This window comes from Pseudonocardia humida, from assembly GCF_023898865.1.
Taxonomy (GTDB): domain Bacteria; phylum Actinomycetota; class Actinomycetes; order Mycobacteriales; family Pseudonocardiaceae; genus Pseudonocardia; species Pseudonocardia humida.
The window spans coordinates 1-17,669 of the sequence record NZ_JAGSOV010000098.1 but is presented as its reverse complement, the minus strand read 5'-3'; the positions used below and the strand labels follow the sequence as shown (position 1 = coordinate 17,669).

Annotated in this window: 20 protein-coding genes and 1 other RNA gene; 11 read left to right on the top strand and 10 right to left on the bottom strand. The window is 74.1% G+C overall.

Features of this window, described 5'->3' with window-relative positions; genetic code table 11:
• Window positions 1-77: 77 nt before the first annotated feature.
• The gene (locus KDL28_RS38630; protein WP_308216132.1) at window positions 78-572 is read right to left on the bottom strand and encodes a low molecular weight protein-tyrosine-phosphatase; all 495 of its coding nucleotides are present in this window, start codon (window positions 570-572) and stop codon (window positions 78-80) included.
• 52 nt (window positions 573-624) lie between these two features.
• Here KDL28_RS38630 and cobC point away from each other — a divergent pair, with 52 nt between their 5' ends.
• From cobC to KDL28_RS38605, 5 genes are all read left to right on the top strand, one after another.
• Entirely contained in the window at window positions 625-1,674 is a 1,050-nt protein-coding gene (gene cobC / locus KDL28_RS38625; RefSeq protein ID WP_252446458.1) for an Rv2231c family histidinol phosphate aminotransferase CobC, read from the top strand.
• Window positions 1,671-2,837 (top strand): Nif3-like dinuclear metal center hexameric protein, encoded by a 1,167-nt coding sequence (locus tag KDL28_RS38620; RefSeq protein WP_252446457.1) that lies wholly within the window; start codon window positions 1,671-1,673, stop codon window positions 2,835-2,837. Before cobC ends, KDL28_RS38620 begins: the two co-directional genes overlap by 4 nt.
• Window positions 2,834-3,571 (top strand): zinc ribbon domain-containing protein, encoded by a 738-nt coding sequence (locus tag KDL28_RS38615; RefSeq protein ID WP_252446456.1) that lies wholly within the window; start codon window positions 2,834-2,836, stop codon window positions 3,569-3,571. The genes KDL28_RS38620 and KDL28_RS38615 overlap by 4 nt, the downstream gene beginning before the upstream one ends.
• A 78-nt stretch (window positions 3,572-3,649) precedes the next feature.
• The gene (locus tag KDL28_RS38610) at window positions 3,650-4,336 is read left to right on the top strand and encodes a histidine phosphatase family protein (protein ID WP_308216131.1); all 687 of its coding nucleotides are present in this window, start codon (window positions 3,650-3,652) and stop codon (window positions 4,334-4,336) included.
• A 37-nt stretch (window positions 4,337-4,373) separates the two neighbouring features.
• Complete coding sequence (locus KDL28_RS38605; protein ID WP_252446455.1) at window positions 4,374-5,477, top strand: glycosyltransferase; 1,104 nt, start codon at window positions 4,374-4,376, stop codon at window positions 5,475-5,477.
• Window positions 5,478-5,552: 75 nt separating this feature from the next.
• On the opposite strand, the gene KDL28_RS38600 is transcribed toward KDL28_RS38605, so the two are convergent.
• From KDL28_RS38600 to KDL28_RS38585, 4 genes are all read right to left on the bottom strand, one after another.
• Window positions 5,553-6,365, bottom strand: coding sequence for a DUF899 domain-containing protein (locus KDL28_RS38600; RefSeq protein WP_252446454.1), 813 nt, complete (start codon window positions 6,363-6,365; stop codon window positions 5,553-5,555).
• Window positions 6,366-6,566: 201 nt separating this feature from the next.
• Window positions 6,567-6,806 (bottom strand): hypothetical protein, encoded by a 240-nt coding sequence (locus KDL28_RS38595; RefSeq protein ID WP_252446453.1) that lies wholly within the window; start codon window positions 6,804-6,806, stop codon window positions 6,567-6,569.
• 347 nt (window positions 6,807-7,153) lie between these two features.
• Window positions 7,154-7,366: a hypothetical protein gene (locus tag KDL28_RS38590; RefSeq protein WP_252446452.1), complete on the bottom strand. Its 213-nt coding sequence runs from the start codon at window positions 7,364-7,366 to the stop codon at window positions 7,154-7,156.
• 38 nt (window positions 7,367-7,404) lie between these two features.
• Window positions 7,405-8,166: a sulfite exporter TauE/SafE family protein gene (locus tag KDL28_RS38585; RefSeq protein ID WP_252446451.1), complete on the bottom strand. Its 762-nt coding sequence runs from the start codon at window positions 8,164-8,166 to the stop codon at window positions 7,405-7,407.
• A gap of 108 nt (window positions 8,167-8,274) precedes the next feature.
• On the opposite strand from KDL28_RS38585, the gene rnpB reads away from it, so the two are divergent.
• Window positions 8,275-8,677: RNase P RNA component class A (rnpB, locus tag KDL28_RS38580), an RNA gene on the top strand.
• Between the two features lie 173 nt (window positions 8,678-8,850).
• Here the strand turns inward: rnpB and KDL28_RS42350 are convergent.
• Both KDL28_RS42350 and KDL28_RS38575 read right to left on the bottom strand, forming a co-directional pair.
• Window positions 8,851-9,228: a tyrosine-type recombinase/integrase gene (locus KDL28_RS42350; protein ID WP_372497177.1), complete on the bottom strand. Its 378-nt coding sequence runs from the start codon at window positions 9,226-9,228 to the stop codon at window positions 8,851-8,853.
• Complete coding sequence (locus tag KDL28_RS38575; RefSeq protein WP_252446450.1) at window positions 9,126-9,722, bottom strand: site-specific integrase; 597 nt, start codon at window positions 9,720-9,722, stop codon at window positions 9,126-9,128. Before KDL28_RS38575 ends, KDL28_RS42350 begins: the two co-directional genes overlap by 103 nt.
• Window positions 9,723-9,794: 72 nt before the next feature.
• Here KDL28_RS38575 and KDL28_RS38570 point away from each other — a divergent pair, with 72 nt between their 5' ends.
• Window positions 9,795-11,429 (top strand): GMC family oxidoreductase, encoded by a 1,635-nt coding sequence (locus tag KDL28_RS38570; protein WP_252446449.1) that lies wholly within the window; start codon window positions 9,795-9,797, stop codon window positions 11,427-11,429.
• Here KDL28_RS38570 and KDL28_RS38565 read toward each other — a convergent pair.
• Together KDL28_RS38565 and KDL28_RS38560 are read right to left on the bottom strand one after the other, a co-directional pair.
• Window positions 11,395-12,381, bottom strand: a complete 987-nt coding sequence (locus KDL28_RS38565) for a helix-turn-helix domain-containing protein (RefSeq protein WP_252446448.1) — start codon at window positions 12,379-12,381, stop codon at window positions 11,395-11,397. The two genes, KDL28_RS38570 and KDL28_RS38565, sit on opposite strands and share 35 nt — an antisense overlap.
• Before the next feature lie 11 nt (window positions 12,382-12,392).
• Complete coding sequence (locus KDL28_RS38560) at window positions 12,393-13,379, bottom strand: LysR family transcriptional regulator (protein WP_252446447.1); 987 nt, start codon at window positions 13,377-13,379, stop codon at window positions 12,393-12,395.
• Window positions 13,380-13,450: 71 nt separating this feature from the next.
• On the opposite strand from KDL28_RS38560, the gene KDL28_RS38555 reads away from it, so the two are divergent.
• The 4 genes from KDL28_RS38555 (at window position 13,451) to KDL28_RS41960 (ending at window position 16,547) form a co-directional block, all read left to right on the top strand.
• Window positions 13,451-13,936 carry a cupin domain-containing protein gene (locus KDL28_RS38555; protein ID WP_252446446.1) on the top strand — a complete coding sequence of 162 codons (486 nt, stop codon included), beginning with the start codon at window positions 13,451-13,453 and terminating at the stop codon, window positions 13,934-13,936.
• Window positions 13,937-14,323: 387 nt separating this feature from the next.
• The gene (locus tag KDL28_RS38550; protein ID WP_252446445.1) at window positions 14,324-15,310 is read left to right on the top strand and encodes a helix-turn-helix domain-containing protein; all 987 of its coding nucleotides are present in this window, start codon (window positions 14,324-14,326) and stop codon (window positions 15,308-15,310) included.
• Between the two features lie 102 nt (window positions 15,311-15,412).
• Entirely contained in the window at window positions 15,413-16,000 is a 588-nt protein-coding gene (locus KDL28_RS38545) for a hypothetical protein (protein WP_252446444.1), read from the top strand.
• Window positions 16,001-16,004: 4 nt separating this feature from the next.
• Window positions 16,005-16,547: an OmpA family protein gene (locus tag KDL28_RS41960; RefSeq protein WP_252446443.1), complete on the top strand. Its 543-nt coding sequence runs from the start codon at window positions 16,005-16,007 to the stop codon at window positions 16,545-16,547.
• On the opposite strand, the gene KDL28_RS41955 is transcribed toward KDL28_RS41960, so the two are convergent.
• Window positions 16,532-17,527 (bottom strand): AraC-like ligand-binding domain-containing protein, encoded by a 996-nt coding sequence (locus tag KDL28_RS41955; protein WP_252446442.1) that lies wholly within the window; start codon window positions 17,525-17,527, stop codon window positions 16,532-16,534. The genes KDL28_RS41960 and KDL28_RS41955 overlap by 16 nt on opposite strands.
• Window positions 17,528-17,669: the final 142 nt, after the last annotated feature.

Genomic DNA, 17,669 nt, shown 5'->3' with positions numbered 1-17,669 from the left:
CGCGCGCACCACCCCGGCGGTCTTTGGTCCCCCCACCCACGCCCGCCGCTTTCGTTCTCGACGGGGATCGGGCGGGGTCACGAGTTCTCGCGGACCCAGTCGACCAGGCCCGGCACCGCGGCCCGGACCATCGCCAGCACCGCGCCGAACGCGGCGTCGTCGGCGTAGTACGGGTCGGGGACCTCGGCGCCGGGAGGGGCGTCCGGGTCGAACGAGCGCAGCAGCCGGACCCGCGCGGGCTCGGGCACCAGCGCCTGCAACGAGCGGCGGTGCTCGTGGTCGAGGGCCACCAGCAGGTCGGCGCCCAGCTGCTCGGCGTCGATCAGGCGCGCGGCGTGCGTGACGACGTACCCCTCGGCCCGCAGCAGGGCGGAGGCGCGCTCGTCGGCCGGGGAGCCCACGTGCCAGCCCGTGGTGCCCGCGCTGCTGACCTTGACGCGGTCGGCGAGCCCGGCGCGCTCCAGCTCGTGCACGAAGACCTTCTCGGCGATGGGGGAGCGGCAGATGTTGCCGGTGCAGACGAAGACGATCGAGAGCACGGTCAGCGGACGGTGCTCGTCGGGTGGCTCCACATGCGATCAGTGTCGCCGATCCGGGCCGGTCCGCTCACCGTAGGGTTGCCGCATGGATCACCGGGAGGCCCTGCGCCACCACGGCGACGTCGACGCGGAACCGGGCCTGCTCGACTTCGCGGTCAACGTCCAGGGCGACGGCCCGCCGCGGTGGCTGCGCGACCGCCTCGCCGGCTGCCTGGACGGCCTGGGCCGCTACCCCGTGGCCGCGCACGACGCCGCGGCCCGGGAGGCGGTCGCCACCCGCCACGGTCGTCGGGCCGACGAGGTACTGGTCCTGGCCGGGAGCGCGGAGGGGTTCGCGCTGCTGCCCGCGCTGCGCCCGCGGCTGGCCGCGGTCGTGCACCCGGGCTTCACCGAGCCGGAGGCCGCGCTGCGCGACGCCGGTGTCGACGTCGTCCGCGTGCTCACCGACGAGTCCGACGGCCACCGCCTGCGTCCCGACGCGGTCCCCGCGGCCGCCGACCTCGTCGTGGTCGGCAACCCCACGAACCCGACCGGCGTCCTGCACCCCGCCGACGACGTGGCGGCGCTGGCCGCGCCCGGCCGGGTGCTGCTGGTCGACGAGGCCTTCGCCGACGCCGTCCCGGGCGAGCCGGAGTCGCTGGCCGGGCGGCGGCTGCCCGGGCTGCTGGTGTTCCGCAGCCTGACCAAGACCTGGGCGCTGGCCGGGCTGCGCGCCGGCTACGCCGTCGGCGAGCCCGCGCTGCTGGCCCGGCTGGCCGCGCCGCGCCCGCCGTGGCCGGTGTCCACGCTCGCGCTGGAGGCCGTCCTGGCCTGCGCCGAGCCGCCCGCCGTCGCCGAGTCCGAGCGGGCGGCCGAGCGGCTGGTCGCCATGCGCGCCGAGCAGGCGGCCGCGCTCACCGCCGTCGACGGGGTCACCGTGCTGCCCGGTCGGGCGCCCTACCTGCTCCTGCGCCTGCCCGACGGCCGCGGCGAGCCCGTCCGCACGGCGCTGCGCGCGGCCGGCATCGCCGTGCGCCGCGCCGACACCTTCCCCGGTCTGGGCCCCGACCACCTCCGGGTGGCCGTGCGCCCGGCCGACCAGGTGGCCCGCCTGGTCGCCGCGCTCGCCGAGGCGCTGACGGCGGTGCCCGCGTGAGCGCGACCGTGGGCGACGCGATCGCCGCGCTGGAGGCCGCCTACCCGCCGGCGCTGGCCGCCGACTGGGACGCCGTCGGGCTGGCCTGCGGCGACCCCGACGAGCCGGTCTCGCGCGTCCTCGTCGCGGTCGACCCCGTCGTCGAGACGGTGGACGAGGCCGTCGGACAGGCCCAGCTGCTGGTCACCCACCACCCCCTGCTGCTGCGCGGCGTGCACGGCGTCGGCGCCGACACGCCGAAGGGCGCCCTGCTGCACCGGCTCATCCGCGGCGGCACCGCCCTGTTCACGGCGCACACCAACGCCGACTCCGCCGACCCCGGCGTCTCCGACGCGCTGGCCCAGGCGATCGGCCTGCGGGTCGACGGACCGCTGGTCCCGGCCCCGACCGAACCGCTCGACAAGATCATCACCTTCATCCCGGTCGGGCCCGCCATCACCGCCGTGCACGACGCCCTGTCCGACGCCGGGGCCGGCCGCATCGGCGACTACAGCCACTGCTCGTTCGCCACCGCGGGGACCGGCCAGTTCAAGCCGCTGGCCGGGGCGAACCCGACGATCGGCGAGGTCGGCCGGCTGGAGCGGGTGGCCGAGACGAAGCTGGAGATGGTGCTGCCCCGCCACCGGCGCGCCGCCGTCGTCGCCGCGTTGCGGGCCGCGCACCCCTACGAGGAGCCGGCGTTCGACCTGCTGGAGCTGGCCGACATCCCCTCGACGCGCGGGCTCGGCCGGATCGGGGTGCTGCCGGTCGCCGAGCCGCTCTCGGCCTTCACCGAGCGGGTGGCCGCGGCCCTGCCCGCCACCGCGTGGGGCGTGCGCGCCGCGGGCGACCCCGACCGGCCGGTCCGGCGCGTCGCGGTGTGCGGCGGCGCGGGCGACTCGGCCCTGTCCGACGCCGTGCGCGCCGGCGTCGACGCCTACGTCACCGCCGACCTGCGCCACCACCCGGCCGCCGAGCACCTGCTCGCCGGCTCCCTGGCCGGGCGGGGGACACCGGCGCTGGTCGACGTGGCGCACTGGGCGTCGGAATGGCCGTGGTGCGCCCAGGCCGCCGACGTCCTGCGCCGGGCACTGGGCGGTAGCGTCGAGGTCCGCGTCTCGCACCGGCGGACGGATCCGTGGAGCCTGGGGACCGGCTCCCAGCAAGGAGGAGCTCCGCAGTGAAAGCCGAACCCGCCGTCCAGCGCCGGTTGCTCGACCTGGCCGAGGTCGACGCCGAGCTCAACCGGCTCGCCCACCGACGGCGCACGCTGCCCGAGCACGCCGAGCTCTCCGAGGCGGAGGCGGCGCTGCGCTCGGGGCGCGACAAGCTCGTCGAGGTGGAGACCGCCGCAGGCGACCTCGACCGCGACATCCGCAGGCTCGAGCGCGACGTCGAGGGCGTGCGGGCGCGCACCGACCGCGACAACGCGATGCTGGCCGGTGCCGGGATCGGCGCCAAGCAAGCCGCCGACCTGCAGCACGAGCTGGAGACCCTGGCCCGGCGCCAGAGCGTGCTCGAGGACGAGCAGCTCGAGGTCATGGAGCAGCGCGAGGCAATCGGCATCGACGTCGACCACGTCCGCGGCGAGGTCTCCGCGGCCGAGCAGCGGCTGACCGAGATCACCCGCCGCCGCGACACCGCGCTGCAGGACATCGACTCCGCCGAGGCCGGGCGGCTCCGCGACCGGGAGAAGGTCGTCGCCGACGTGCCCGCCGACCTGCTGGCCGCCTACGAGAAGCGCCGCGCGCAGCGCGGCGTCGGCGCGGCGAAGCTGGTGGCGCGGCGCTGCCAGGCCTGCCGGTTGGAGCTGGACCGCACCGCGCTCGCCGACCTGCGGGGCGCGCCCGCCGACGAGGTCGTCTACTGCGAGGAGTGCGGGACCATCCTCGTCCGGTCGGCCGATTCCGGTCTGTGAGGACGAGCGGGTGAAGGTGGAGGTTCGGATGGACTCGCAGCTGCTCTATCAGGTGTCGTACCGACGGCGGGGCGCGCGATGACGGAGCTGCGCAGCTCGGCCGCGGGCACCGCCCAGGCGTCGGCGTCCTGGACCGGGCAGAAGGGCGTCCCGACGCGGATGCTGCTGCTGCGCCACGGCCAGACCGCGCTGTCGGTGGAGCGGCGCTACTCAGGCCACGGCGACCCCGAGCTCACCGAGCTGGGCCACCAGCAGGCCGCGGCGGCCGCGGCCCGGCTGGCCGCCGTGCCGGACGTCGCGGCCGTGCTGACCTCGCCCCTGCGGCGGGCCCGGCAGACCGCATCGGCGGTCGCGGAGGCCACCGGCGCCCCGCTGCTCGTGCGCGAGCGGCTGATCGAGACCGACTTCGGCGGCTGGGAGGGGCTCACCTTCAGCGAGGCCCGCGCCCGCAACCCGGAGCTGCACGCGCGCTGGCTGGGCTCGGAGGAGGTCGCGGCGCCGGGTGGGGAGAGCTTCACCGACGTCGGGCGCCGGGTCGACGCCGAGCGCCTCGCCGTGATCGAGGAGTTCCCCGGGGCGACGGTCGTCCTGGTCAGCCACGTGACCCCGATCAAGCTGCTGCTGCGCACCGCGCTGGACGGCGGGCCCGGGATCCTCTACCGGCTGCACCTCGACCTGGCCTCGCTGAGCGAGGCCACCTTCTACCCCGACGGCGGGGCGAGCGTGCGGCTGGTCAACGACACGAGCCACCACCCCGTCGGCTGAGAGCCGCTCTACACCTGTAGAGGTAGGCTCGGCGGGCATGAAGGTCCTCGCGGTCGCCGCGCCACTGGTGGGGCACCTGACTCCGCTGCTGCCGCTGGCCGGGGCCCTGCGCGCCGCCGGGCACGACGTCCTGATCGTCACCGGCGGCGACGCCGCCTCCGTCGACACCGGCGACATCCCCGTGCGGGACGTCCTCGGCGCGCTGTCGATGGGCCGCATCGCGGCACCGATCGCGCTCGCCCGCCCCCGGCTCGCCGCGCTGGAGATGAGCGGCCGTGCGGGCACCCGGATGGTCGGCAGGTTGTTCGGCGCGATCAACGCCCGGATGGCCGACGGGGTGGTCGCGCTGGCCCGCCAGTGGCGTCCGGACCTCGTGCTGCAGGAGTCGCTGGCGGCCTCGGGCGCGCTGGCCGCGGCGGTCGTCGGGGTGCCCGCGGTGCTGCAGGAGAGCAACCTGTGGGACGGCGCGGACCTGCTGGCGGTCACCGCGGCCGACGCGCGGCTGCGCCGCGTGCTCGACCACTACCGCGTCGACGCGCTCCGACCCGCCGTCACCATCCGCACCGGCCCGCCGAGCATGGTGGGGGAGCGCCCCGGCCCCCGGATGCGGGCGGTCCCGTCCTCGGGCGCCGGTGAGCTGCCCGGGTGGCTGGCCGAGCCCGGCGCGCGGCCCCGCGTGCTGGTCAGCCACTCCACGATCGGCCCGTCCGGTGGCGACCCGACCGCGGCCGTCGTCGCCGCCGCCGACCGGGTCGACGCCGAGTTCGTGCTGGTCCGGGGCAGGGTCAAGACCCTGCCGTCGAACGTTCGGGCCACCGGCTGGATCCCGCTCGACCGGGCGTTGCGGCACGCTGCCGCGCTGGTGCACCACGGCGGCGCGGGCAGCCTCGTGCAGGCGCTGGCCCGCGGAGTCCCGCAGCTCGTCGTGCCGGGGGCGGGCGACCGCCGCTACAACGCCGAGCTCGTCGTCCGGCGGGGGGTCGGGCTGGCTGCGCCGGCGAAGCGGATCACCGCCGACGACCTCACCCGGCTCGTCGAGGACGCCGCGTTGCGCCGGGCCGGCCAGGACGTCGCGGCCGAGATCGCGGCCCTCCCCGAGCCCGCCTCCCTCGTCCCGACCCTGGAAGCCCTCACCCACTGACCCGCCCCCGTCGAGAACGAAGTTGTCGTCAGTTGGACCGGTCCAAAACGACGCCAAGTTCGTTCTCGATGGGGCTCAGGGGTGGCGCGGGTCGACGTCGCGGGGGTCGTACTCGTCGTGGAAGCGCAGGTCGACGCTCCCGGCCCCGGCCCCCGTGCCGCTCGCCCGCCCCGGCGGGCGCTCCCAGGCCTCCTGCCGGCCGAGCGCGGTCAGGTCGAGGTAGGCGCTGGTGCCGCCGGGCTGCTCCAGACCGCGGGCGAACGTCGAGTAGGTGTGGAAGACCTCGTCGCCGTCGCGGACGAACGCGCTCAGCCCCGGGTAGTCGCCCCGTCGCGCCGGACCCCACTCGACACCGACCTCGGCCAGCTGCCGCTCTGTGCGGTAGTTGAGCAGCACCGGCGCCACCCGCTCGTCGACGGTGGCGTGGAAGTCGTGGTTGAACGCGGTGCCCGCCGAGGAGTACCAGGGGAAGCTCCAGCCCATCCTGGCCCGGAACGGCCCGATCTTGTCCTGCGGCGCGCGGGACACCGCGGCCAGCGTCGTGTCGCGGACGTGCAGGTGGGTCAGGTCCCCGATGTCGTCGGCCGTGGCCGAGCAGCTCGGGCAGCCGACGTCCTTGGGGGTCTCGGTGCCGTCGGCGGCGAGGTCGTAGTTCCACATGAAGTGGTGCACCAGCAGCTGGCGCCTGCCCTCGAACATCTCCAGCAGCGTGACGGGGCCGGCGGGCCCCTCGAACACGTAGGGCTCGTCCACCCTGACCATCGGCAGCTCGCGGCGGGCGGCGTTGAGCTCGTCGCGGGCCCTGGTGAGCTCCTTCTCGCGGGCCAGCAGCTCGATGCGGGCCGCCAACCACTCCTCGCGCGAGACAATCTCCGGCAGGTTCGTCATGGGGGTAGGACCGGCCGGACCGGTCCCGCTCATCGGTCAGCGCACGGCCCACAGCGCGACGACCGCGGCCGCGGGGGTGAGTGGCGTGGTCAGCGCGCCGACGGCGGTGCACCCGCCACAGCAGGGGTGGCCAGGGACCCGGCGTAGGTCAGGTTCGGGCCGATGTCCACCCCGAGCAGCAGCCCGGGCGCGCCCGCCCGATCACCCGAGCAGCAGCGCGGCCGGCAGGTTGTCGACCACGCCGGCCAGCGCCGCCATCCCGAGCAGCGTCGGCTCGGTCGGCCACACGGTGTCCAGCGCCCCGACGGCCAGCACGAACAGGCAGAACTGCGGTGACGCCGAGGCGACCAGCCGCAGCGGGGCGATCCGGCGGCGCACCAGCGACGCCGCCCCGAACCCGCCGGGCGTCGACCCCACGACGAGCAGCGCGAACCGGGGCACGGCCGTGCGTTGCGGCGGCTCGCGCTCCTCGGACGTCCGGAGGCTCCCGCGGAACCACCGCCCACCCACGGCAGCGCCATCAGCGCGGCGAACCCGAGGAACGTCAACCCGCCGGCGCCCAGGGCGAGCAGGTTGGTGAGGGTGGAGACCGGCAGCAGCGGGACGCCGAGTGCCAGGTGCCCGCAGGCGTACAGGTGCGGGCGCACGTCGCGGCCGTGGTCGACGGTGGCCAGCACGACCGGCGTCAGCAGCACCCCCGCCGGCCCAGGCCCAGCACCGCCATCGTGCCCGCCGTGGCCGGCACGACCAGCACGACAGCCGGCCAGGCTTCCCGGCCGACGCCCTGGTCAACGCGCCGCCGAGCCGCCCGAACAGGCCGTCCAGGTCGGCCCAGGGCGAGGTACGGCGGCCAGGAACCCCACGGTCGGCGCGAGCTCCACGATCTCGGCCAGCGCGACGTCGGCCCCGACCAGCCCGGCGACGACGGCCGGCCCGGCCGCCGGCACCGCCACGACCGCCTCCGGCAGCCCGCCCGGCCGGTCGACGGCCGCCACGAGCACCGCGGCCAGCAGCGCGCCGCGAAGGCGAGAGGCAGCACTCAGGTGACGATGAGGTAGACGCCGACCGCCGTGCCGACCACCACCACCGACCAGCGCAGCACGGTCTCGGGCAGCCGCCGCGCGAGCGCGCCCCCGAGGTACCCGCCGACCAGCGTCGTGGGCGCCAGGAGGGCCACGGCCAGCCAGTCCACCGGCGCCCCCACCGCGAAGATGACCACCGTCACCGTGGCCACCAGCAGCGTCAGCAGCGCCTTGAGCGCGTTGAGCCGGCGCAGGGTGTCGTTCGTGCACAGCTGCAGGGTGGCGATCAGGATGACCCCCAGCGCGCCCCCGAAGTAGCCGCCGTACACACCGGCGAAGAAGACGGCGGGCAGCAGCGTGACGAGCCGGTCGGGCGCCCCCGGCTCCGGCGTCCCGATCCACGTGCGGATCCGCGGCCCGAGCGCGGTCAACGCGCTGGCCGCCAGCACCAGCGCGGGCACGACGGCGTCGAACACCGCGTCCGGCAGCACGAGCAGCAGCACGCACCCCACCGCCGACCCGACCGCCGCGACGGGCACGGTGTGCAGCACCCGCCTGCGCTGCCCGACCAGGTCCTTACGGGTACCGGCCACGATGCCCACGTAGCCCGGCCACTGGGCCACCGAGTTGGTGACGTTGGCGGCGAGCGGGCTGAACCCCACGGCGAGCAGCGCCGGGAACACCAGCAGCGACCCCCCACCGGCCACCCCGTTGATCCCACCCGCCAGCAGCCCTGCAACCAGCAGGAACACCAGTGCTCCCGGCGACGCGTCGATCACGCCGCGAACGCTATCCCGCCCGGCACGCCCCCGCCCCGCCATGTGCCGGACGCGACCCGGTGCTCCTGTCCGGGTGGTCAGCGCCCAGCGGTAGGGTTGACGTGCGGACGAGTTGGCCGGGCGGCCGCGTCGGCGGGGCGACCCGCCGCCGAGGAAAGTCCGGACTCCGCAGGGCAGGGTGGTTGTCAACGGCAACCCGGGGCGACCCGCGGGAAAGTGCCACAGAGAACAGACCGCCACGGGGTCCCAGGACCCCGCGGTAAGGGTGAAACGGTGGTGTAAGAGACCACCAGCACCCCGGGTGACCGGGGTGGCTCGGTAAACCCCACCCGGAGCAAGACCAAGAGGCCGCCTCCCGGGGCGGCTGCGCAGGCGTTCGAGGGCGGCCCGTCCGAGCCTGCGGGTAGGTCGCACGAGCCCACCGGCGACGGTGGGCCTAGATGGATGGTCGCCGAACGGCGGGCCGCAAGGCCCCCGGGAACAGGATCCGGCTTACAGGCCAGCTCGTCCGCCTCAAGCCTGTGAACCGGGGAAATGCGCTCAGTGATCGTTTTCATGGCACATCCATGGCACACGGGACCGACGCGATGAGTTGATCGTCCTGTGTGGACGATCAACTTGGGAGTAGCTCGTAGTCACGTTGCGTGATGTTTCTCGCGTGTCGCGAGGTGCGGCCGCGGTGGGTCAGCGGGCCGGGCCGCTCTGTGCCGGACCGGGTTGACTCGCCCGGGACGGCTGGGCTGCGGACCGCTCGTGTCGCGATGACCGCAGGACGGAGTCGATCGCCTCGCGGGTGCGCTCGTCGGAGTCCGGCCAGAGGCGCGCGTAGGTGTCCAGGGTCTCGGCGGCGGTGGCGTGGCCGAGTCGGCGTTGGACGGTCTTCACGGATTCGCCGTGCCGAATGAGCAGCGAGGCGTAGTAGTGGCGCAGGTCGTGGAACCCGGTTCCGTGACGGGCTCCTACGGCTGTGACGGTTGGGCGCCAGATCTCGCGGGAGAACCGGGTCCGGCGTAGAGCGTTGCCGTGGTTGTCGGTGAAGAGGAGCCGGTCCGGGTGCCGGATGGGGAACTGATCAGGTGGCGGGTCAGGGTGTCGACGACGACCTGCGGCAGTGGGATTGTCCGGTGCGAGGCCGGAGTCTTCGGCGGTCCCAGGAACGGATCGCGGTAGGGGAGGAGGACGAGCTGCTGCTCGACGCGGAGGCTGTGGTTGTCGAGATCGAGGTGGTCGATGTCGAGGCCGAAGCATTCGCCTTGGCGCATTCCGGTGCCGGCGGCCAGGACGACCAGCGCGCGGTAGCGCTCGGGGACGGCGTCGGCGAGAGCGTGGACGGTGGCTGTGGCGAGCGGAGTCACCTCGACGGGGAGCCGTTTGGGGAGCTTCGTGCCCTGGCAGGGCGAGCTGTTGACGACCTTGTGGGCAACGACCGCCGCCAGACGCCGAGCCTGGTTCGTCGGCCACCGCCCGGTCTTGCCACTGCGCGCATCGGTGTTGCCGCACCGTGCCTGGTTCGCCGTCCGGACCTGGCCGGGCGCGCAGCGGCAAGGGTCCGGCACGCAACGCACAGCCCTGTCCGGTTCCCGGCGCGACGCTAGGCCCCGTCGGATACCACGAGGCTGGAGATCGAGATGGGTGACCGTGCCAACGAGTACGACTATGTGATCGTCGGGGCGGGCAGCGCCGGCTGCGTGCTGGCCGCGCGGCTCAGCGAGCGTCCCGCGGTCCGGGTGCTGGTGCTGGAGGCCGGCCCGCCTGACGACGACCCGCAGATCCGTGTCCCGGCGGCAGCCATGTCGCTGTGGCGCGGCCGCTACGCCTTCGACGACACCACCACCCCGCAGCGGTGCCTGGACGGCCGGCCGGTCTTCCTGGCCGGCGGGCGGGTCCTCGGCGGTGGCTCGTCCATCAACGGGATGGTCTACATCCGCGGCAACGCGCTGGACTACGACATCTGGCGGGACACGTACGGCTGCGCCGGCTGGGGCTATGCCGACCTGCTGCCGTACTTCCGCCGCGCCGAGGACCAGCAGCGGGGCGGCTCCACGTTCCACGGCGTCGGCGGTCCGCTGCGGGTGGAGGAGGTGCGCTACACCCATCCGCTGTCCGACGCGTGGCTGGCCGCCGCGACCGCCCACGGGCTGACGGCCAACCCAGACTTCAACGGCGCCGCCCAGGACGGCGTCGGCCGCTACCAGGCCACCCAGCGCGACGGCCGGCGGTGGTCCACCGCGGACGCCTACCTGCGCCCGGCGATTAATCGGCCCAACCTCACCGTGCTCACCGGTGCCGCCGCGACGAAGGTGCTGCTGTACCGCGGCCGGGCCACCGGCGTCCGGTATCACCACCGCGGCGCCGTCCACGACGCCCGCGCCGGGCGGGAGGTGCTGCTGTGCGGCGGCGCCGTCGCCAGTCCGCACCTGCTGCTGCTGTCCGGCGTCGGCCCGGCCGACCAGCTGCGCGCCCACGGGATCCCGGTCGTCGTCGACAGTCCACGGGTTGGCCACGGGCTGCAGGACCACCCCCGCTGCACACCCGAGTGGTCCACCCCCGACACCCGGAATTTGTGGGAGGAGGCCACCCCCGAACGCATGGCCGCGCACCTGGCCCGGTGGGAGGCCGATGGGACCGGGCCGATGGCCTCCCTCGGCGCCGAGACCGGCGGCTTCGTCCGCACCCGTGACGACCTGCCCGCACCGGACCTGCAACTCGGCCTGCTGCCCGGCCCCGCGCCCACTCCCGACATGTCCCCACCGCAGCGCCGCGGGGTCTCGCTGCTGGTCGGCGCGGTCGCCGCACGCAGCCGCGGATCGGTCACCCTGCGGCGCGCCGACCCGGCCGTCCGGCCGCTGATCGACCCCGGCTACCTCGCCGAGGAAGCCGACCTGGACACCCTCGTCGCAGGCGTACGCCTGGCCCACCAGATCGCCGACCACCCGCCGCTGGCCGGCATCATCACCGGCGAGCACGCGCCCAGCAGGCACCTCGACGACGCCGGGCTGCGCGAATGGATCCGCGGCAACCTGGGCACGATGTTCCACCTCACCGGCAGCTGCGCCATGGGCGCGGTCTCGGAGGCGGTGTGCGCCCCCGACCTGCGGGTGCGCGGAGTCGACCGGCTGCGAGTGGTCGACGCGTCGGTGATGCCGGCCGCTCCGCGCGGCAACACCAACGCACCCACCATCGCCGTCGCCGAGCGCGCCGCCGACCTCCTGCGCGGCACCCGCCAGCTCACCCCGGCCCGGGCGGCGCCGGCCCGGGGCTGACCCGGCCGACGAACCGCTGTCGGTACTCGGCCGGCGGGAGACCGTACGCGTCCCGGAACACCCGGCTGAAGTGCGCCGCGTTGGTCCATCCCCACCGCGCTCCCGTTGCGCTCACCGGCCGATCCCTCAGCGTCGGGTCGAGCAGGTCTCGCCGGCATCGCTCCAGCCGCCGCTGTCGGATCCACCCCGACACGCTCGTGTGCCGCTGCTCGAACATCCGGTGCAATGCGCGCACCGAGAGGTGGTTCGCAGCCGCAACAACGCCCGGCGACAGCCGCGGATCAGCGAGGTGCTCGTCGATGAATGCCTCGACCCGAACCGCCAGCGCCCTAGCCCGGACGTCCGCAGTGATGTCGACGTCGACCAGCGGGCTCAATGCGCAGGCGAGCAGGTCGACGGCAACCGTCCCGAGCCGGACTGCCTCCGCTGGCTCGTACTCGCCCATCCGCTGGACCAGCTGCGCGGCCACCGAGGACACCAGCGCCGCACCCCCGCGATCCCCCCCGACGGCCACCGCGGTCACCTGGCGGAGCTGGTCCGAGGGCAGCGGCAGCAACGTGCGGGGGAACACCACTGCGATGACGCGCCGCGTCGACATCGCCCACCGCGCCGGACGGGACAGGTCGACCAGAGCGAAGTCCCCCGGCCGCAGCACCGCCTCGCGGCCGTCCTGCGCTACCACGCCCGATCCGTCGACCGGAATGTCGATCTTGCAGAGGTCGGAGGCGGAGCGCCGGACGTGCCGAGCGGTGCGCACGGCCCCACCAGGCCAGCGCGACGACACCGCCCCCACCCGCACCGCACCGAGCTGACCGGCAACGATCCGATCGGTGGCGGTGATGTCCCCGACCACCCGGAGATCCAACGCACCGAGCGCCGCACTCGCGACATGCTGCCAGTACTCCCGACGGGAGATCGCCGGCTCGTCGCCGGCCAGGATACTCATCGCCATCGCTGCGATCCTCACAAGTACCGGTCCGCTTCGGCCACCCGGCCGCTGACGCTACCAGCGGGTCGGGCCTGGCCGGGGCCGGCCGAGGCCGCATGATCAGCACTGGCCAGGAAGCGGTGCAGGGCGGGGGAAGGGTCATCGCGCCGCCACACCACCACCAGCTCCAGGAACAGCTCGGCCACTGGCACCAGCGCGATGCCGCGCAGGTCGAGGATCCGGGAGAACGACGGGGCCAGCACGGTGACCGCCGCTCCGGCGGCGACCGTTGCCGCGACCGTGCTGGGTGTGACGTCCACCAACTCGCCGCTGTGCCCCGCGGTGACGAGTGCGTGGGCCAGCCAGGCCCGACCCCGTGGCTGGGCGTCCGACGACCAGAAGGCGACCGCCTCGGTGGCCAGATCGGACATCGTGATCTCGCCGCGGGCAGCCAGCGGATGCCCGGTCGGGACCAGGGCATGCAGCTGCTCGCGCAGCATCCGACGGCGGCTCAGCGTGCTGGGGATCGTTGTGGCCAGGCGGGCCAGCGCCACATCGACCTGGCCGTCGCGCACCGCCTCGATGAGCTGGTCGTCGCGATACTCGGCCAGGTTCAGCCGTACTTCGGGCCATCGGACCCGGAATCGGATCAGTGTGTCCGTCAGCACCGCAGGTGAGCCGCCGCGCAGCACTCCCACGCGGAGCACGCCGGACTCGCCCCGGCGAACCGCCCGGGCCTGGTGCAGCACAGTCTGGTGCGCAGCGAGGGCGGACCGGATGGCCTGGAGGACTGCGGCGGTGTCCGCGCGCGGGGCCACCGAGCGGTGCGCCCGGTGGAACAGGAACAGTCCCAGTCGCCGCTCCGCCCCGGTGACCAGGCGGCTCACCGCTGGCTGGGTCAGGCCCAGGTCGGCAGCGGCGGCAGTGAACGAGAGCCGATCGGCCACCGCGCACACCGCCCGCAGCTGGGCGACGCTGAGAGTGCCCAGGTCGTCCGGATCAGCATACGGACCAGCATCCATACCACGGACGTTATCGTTCTCTGTTCAGAGTGGCTTTGCGCGTTATCGCCGCTCGGCGCAGACTCGCGGCCATGACCGGTACGCAGCCGAGCCCCGCGTCCCAGATCGTGACGCCGGTGATCACCACCCGGGAGACCCAGCGTGTGATTCCCTTCCTGGGCCAGTGGTACCGCGTCCGGGTCTCCGGTCAGGACACCGCTGGAACCTTCGCGCTGATGGACACCGAGGCCGCGCGGGGCCACGGCAGTCCGATGCACCTGCACCGCCGCGACTGCGAGGTCTTCCTCGTCCTCGAGGGCACACTGCGGGTCGTCGTGGACGGGCAGGAACACGAGGCCGGCGCCGGCAGCGCCGCGGTGTTGCCTGCTGGTCGCCCCCATGGCTTCGTCGTCACCAGCGAGGCGGCCCGCTATTTGACCGTGCATCATGGGCCCGCGTTCGAGCAGTTCGCGGCGGCCGCCTCCGGCGAGGGCGACGACATTCCCGACCCGTCGCGGCTGACCGAGATCGCCGGCGCGCACGGCATCGACATCGTCGGTCCTCCGCTGGTCCCCTGACGACGTCCATGTTGGCCTCGACCGCTTCGCCTCGCAGTGGGGCCTGGCTGGCGCCCAGCACGTGCCCATGGGTCGGTCCTGGGTGATGTGCCACCGACTCCGACAGGTCGCTGTCACTCCGCCCGAACCTGGGCGGCGGTCGGGTCATCCTTCCTGGTTGAGGGAACCTCCGGGAGGTGGTAGGTCTCGGAACCACGACGGAGCCGGGTGCAGGCCAGGGGCGGGAGCCTGCGGATCCTCGGAGCGGGCGTCGTCGCCGTTGCTCGACACCACGGTGCAGGTGACAGCGCACCGTGCCCTTGCCGCGGAGCGGGGGTCGGCTCGATCCAGAACGGCTGCAGCGAGACGGAACAAGGCGCAGATGAGCGAGCAGAGGGGTGGTGGAACGTGAACGCCGGGCTCGACGGGCGCGCGCCGACCCGGGCCGTCTTCCGGACCATCGACCAGCCGGTGGACGTCCGCGAGGTTCGCTGGCGACAGGTGGTCCTGGACAATCTCGGCCCGTACGACATCCGGCGCGACGGGGGACTCGACGTCCGCGACGAGATCCTCAGCCTGACCGTCGGCGGCATCCGGGTGAGCGAGTCGAGCACGGGCCCGGGGGAGGCCCGGCGCACGGCCAGACACGTCGTGGACTCGGATCCGGAGCTGGTCCGGATGATCGTCGCGGTGAGCGGGACCGTGGTGGGGGAGCACGGCGGTCGCAGTACCGAACTGCCGCCGGGCGACCTCGTCCTGATCGACCTGTCGCGCCCGTTGCGGTGCCTGCATCGCACCCGGCGGGCGGTGTTCGTGACCTTCCCGCGGGCGTTGCTGCCGCTTCCCGAGCTGGCCCCGCCGGCCGGCATCCGCATTCCCGGGAACCAGGGCAGCGGCGCGCTGTTGTCCGGTCTGGTCCGGCAACTACCCCGGCACGCGGACGCGACCGTGGGTGCGTCGACGGCGCGGCTCGGCACCGCAGTGCTCGACCTACTCACCGTCGCCCTGGCCGAGCAGACCGGCGACAAGGTGGCGCTGCCACCGGCCACCCAGGCGGGTGATCTGCGGCTGCGGATCGGCGCCTTCATCGAGTCCCATCTGGAGGATCCGGATCTGTCGCCGGCCAGGATCGCCGAGTCCCACCACATCTCGTTGCGCTACCTGCACCGGTTGTTCGAGTCCACCGGCGACGGCGTGGCCGGTCGCATCCGGCAGCGGCGGCTCGAGCGCATCCGCCGCGATCTCCTGGACCCTGGCCAGGCGCACCGACCCGTCTATGCGATCGCCGCGCGTTGGGGGCTCGGCAGCGCGGCCCACTTCAACCGCCTGTTCCGGGAGGTTTACGGCATGCCACCGGCTGAGTTCCGTGCGAGGTTCGCGCCCCGGACCACCTGAGTACAGCCGCACGGGTGGACCCGAGCCGGCTGTGCGCGCATCGGCAACCGCTGTGCGCGCCGACGGAAGGACGTCCGCGGGCCCGCACACGAGGCTGGGGCCATGCAGAGAACGCTGGTGTGCGTAGTCTCCGCGGTCACCGCAGTGGCCGCCGTCGCCGGCTGTGGCTCGGGCAAGCCGGTCGTCGTCAACCCGCCTGCCTCCGCACAGGCGCCGGCGACAGCCGACCTGAGTGCTACCGCCGAGCCCGCTCCGCTGCCCGCTCCGCCGGGCGGGCCGATCGCCGGCCAGCGGGTGCAGGTGCACAGCGACGGCGCGAGCCTGCAGGTGGACCTCACCGGCCTCACCCGCCAGGGCGAGCTCATCACCTTGACCTGGGACATCACCATGGTGGAGCAGAACGCGGCGGGCGCCTGGTACGTGGGCACCCGGATGTCGGACGACAACATCACCGGCTACGACGTGTCCGCGGTGTCGCTGGTCGACCCGGTGAACGCCAAGCGCTACCTGGTGGCGCGCAGCGGCGGCGAGGACGGCGAGTGCGTATGCAGCAAGACCTCCTCCGACCCGCTCGCACCCGGGGACGCCTCGTCGTTCTTCGCGACCTTCACCGCGCCGCCACCGGAGGTCACCCAGGTCGACGTCGAGCTCAAGTCGCTGGGGGCGTTCTCCGGTGTGCCGATTTCCTGATCCCGTGTCCCGAGCCGGGCCGCTGATCGCGCTCCTCGTGGGACTGGCCGTGGCCGCACCTTCCGCCCTGGCCCAGCAGCCGGATCCGCCACCGCCCGACGCCGTCGGGGCGGTACAGGACATCGTGGGCGCGGTCGAGTCGCTGGACGGCACGGAGCAGCAGTCCCGGGAGGGCGACACCGTCACCGTCGCGCTCGCCGGGGACGTCCTGTTCGCGTTCGACTCCGCCGAACTGACCACCGACGCGCACACCCGGCTCGACGGGGTCGCGGCGAAGATCGCGGGTGAGTCCGCCCGTGGCGGTCTCCAGGTGCACGGCCACGCCGACGACCAGGGCAGCGACGCCTACAACGACGACCTCTCACAGCGCCGCGCCGAGGCGGTCGAGGCGGCCCTGGAACAACGTCTGGCCGGCACCGGACTGACCGTCGACGCAACCGGGCACGGTGAGCGCGAACCGCGACGGCCGAACGTGGTCGACGGCGTGCCGGACGAGGAGAACCGCGCCGAGAACCGCCGCGTCGAGATCGTCTACCGGCTGCGGTAGCCGTGGATGTGGATCATTTCGCCCCGGGCGAGGGCTTCGGAACGGAACCCTGCGGGGGAAGCGCCGAAGGTGGCCCGGAACAGGCGGCTGAAGTGTGCCGGGTCCGTGAAGCCCCACCGGGCGGCGATGACGCTGACGGTTCGGGTGCGCAGCCTCGGGTCGAGGAGGTCCCGCTGACACCGCTCCAGCCTGCGGCGGCGGATCCAGTCCGCCACCGTGGTCTGCTCGGTCTCGAACAGCTTGTGCAGGTAGCGGACCGAGATGTGGTGGGCGGCCGCCACCGTCCGCGGGGTCAGCCCCGGCTCGCCGAGATGCCGCTCGATGAAGGCGTGGACCTGCACCAGCAGGGCGCGTTGCCGCGTCTGCCACGGCACATGGGCAGGCTGGTCGATGCGGTTCCCCAGCGCGGTACTGATCACGTCAAGGACGGCCGAACCGAGACGCGCCCCGCCGGGCCCGTCGAGGGTGCCGAGATGCCGCGGAAGCTGCCGGGCCAGCGAGGAGACCAGCGACCCGAGACCCCGGTCTCCCGAGATGCGGGTGGCGGTCAGTCCGGTGAGGTCGTCGGGGCGGAGCGGGAGCAGCTCGCGGGGGATGGTGACGGTGGTGCTCCGGGCGGGTCCGGTGACCCACCGGGCCGGCCGGGACAGGTCGACGACGGTGATGTCGCCCGGCCGACGGGCAGCCTGCCGGTTGCCCTGCTCGACGATCGTGCGTCCGCTGATCTGCACGCCGATCTGGTACTCGTCGCGGGTCGACTCGCGGATGTGGCGGGCCGTGCGGTCGCCCCTGCCTGGCTGGTCGACCCACACGTCGGCGACCCCGATCAGGCCGAGCTGGCCGACATACAGCCGGTCGCGGAAGTCGGGCTGGTCGGGCGCCTGCAGGTCCAACGGGCCGAGCAGGCCGCCAACGACCTGCCGCCAGTAGTCGAGCCGCGTCCCGACCGGTTCATCGGCGGCCCGGAATACCGTGCTCACCCCTGCTGACTGTAGAGTGGCCCGTCACGCAGCCTTGGCCGGGTAATGGGTCCAGGTCCGGATCGGTGACCCGACCGCGAAGTTGACCTTGGGCTCGGCGTGGATGTTGTGCCAGCGGACGTAGCCGGCGATCGCCGCGTTC

Coding starts and splice junctions, on each gene's coding strand:
- KDL28_RS38545 (WP_252446444.1), top strand. CDS start 15,413: ATGCAGAGAACGCTGGTGTGCGTAGTCTCCGCGGTCACCGCAGTGGCC.
- KDL28_RS38610 (WP_308216131.1), top strand. CDS start 3,650: ATGACGGAGCTGCGCAGCTCGGCCGCGGGCACCGCCCAGGCGTCGGCG.
- KDL28_RS38570 (WP_252446449.1), top strand. CDS start 9,795: ATGGGTGACCGTGCCAACGAGTACGACTATGTGATCGTCGGGGCGGGC.
- KDL28_RS38560 (WP_252446447.1), bottom strand. CDS start 13,379: ATGGATGCTGGTCCGTATGCTGATCCGGACGACCTGGGCACTCTCAGC.
- KDL28_RS38605 (WP_252446455.1), top strand. CDS start 4,374: ATGAAGGTCCTCGCGGTCGCCGCGCCACTGGTGGGGCACCTGACTCCG.
- KDL28_RS38565 (WP_252446448.1), bottom strand. CDS start 12,381: ATGGCGATGAGTATCCTGGCCGGCGACGAGCCGGCGATCTCCCGTCGG.
- KDL28_RS38555 (WP_252446446.1), top strand. CDS start 13,451: ATGACCGGTACGCAGCCGAGCCCCGCGTCCCAGATCGTGACGCCGGTG.
- KDL28_RS38600 (WP_252446454.1), bottom strand. CDS start 6,365: ATGACGAACCTGCCGGAGATTGTCTCGCGCGAGGAGTGGTTGGCGGCC.
- cobC (WP_252446458.1), top strand. CDS start 625: ATGGATCACCGGGAGGCCCTGCGCCACCACGGCGACGTCGACGCGGAA.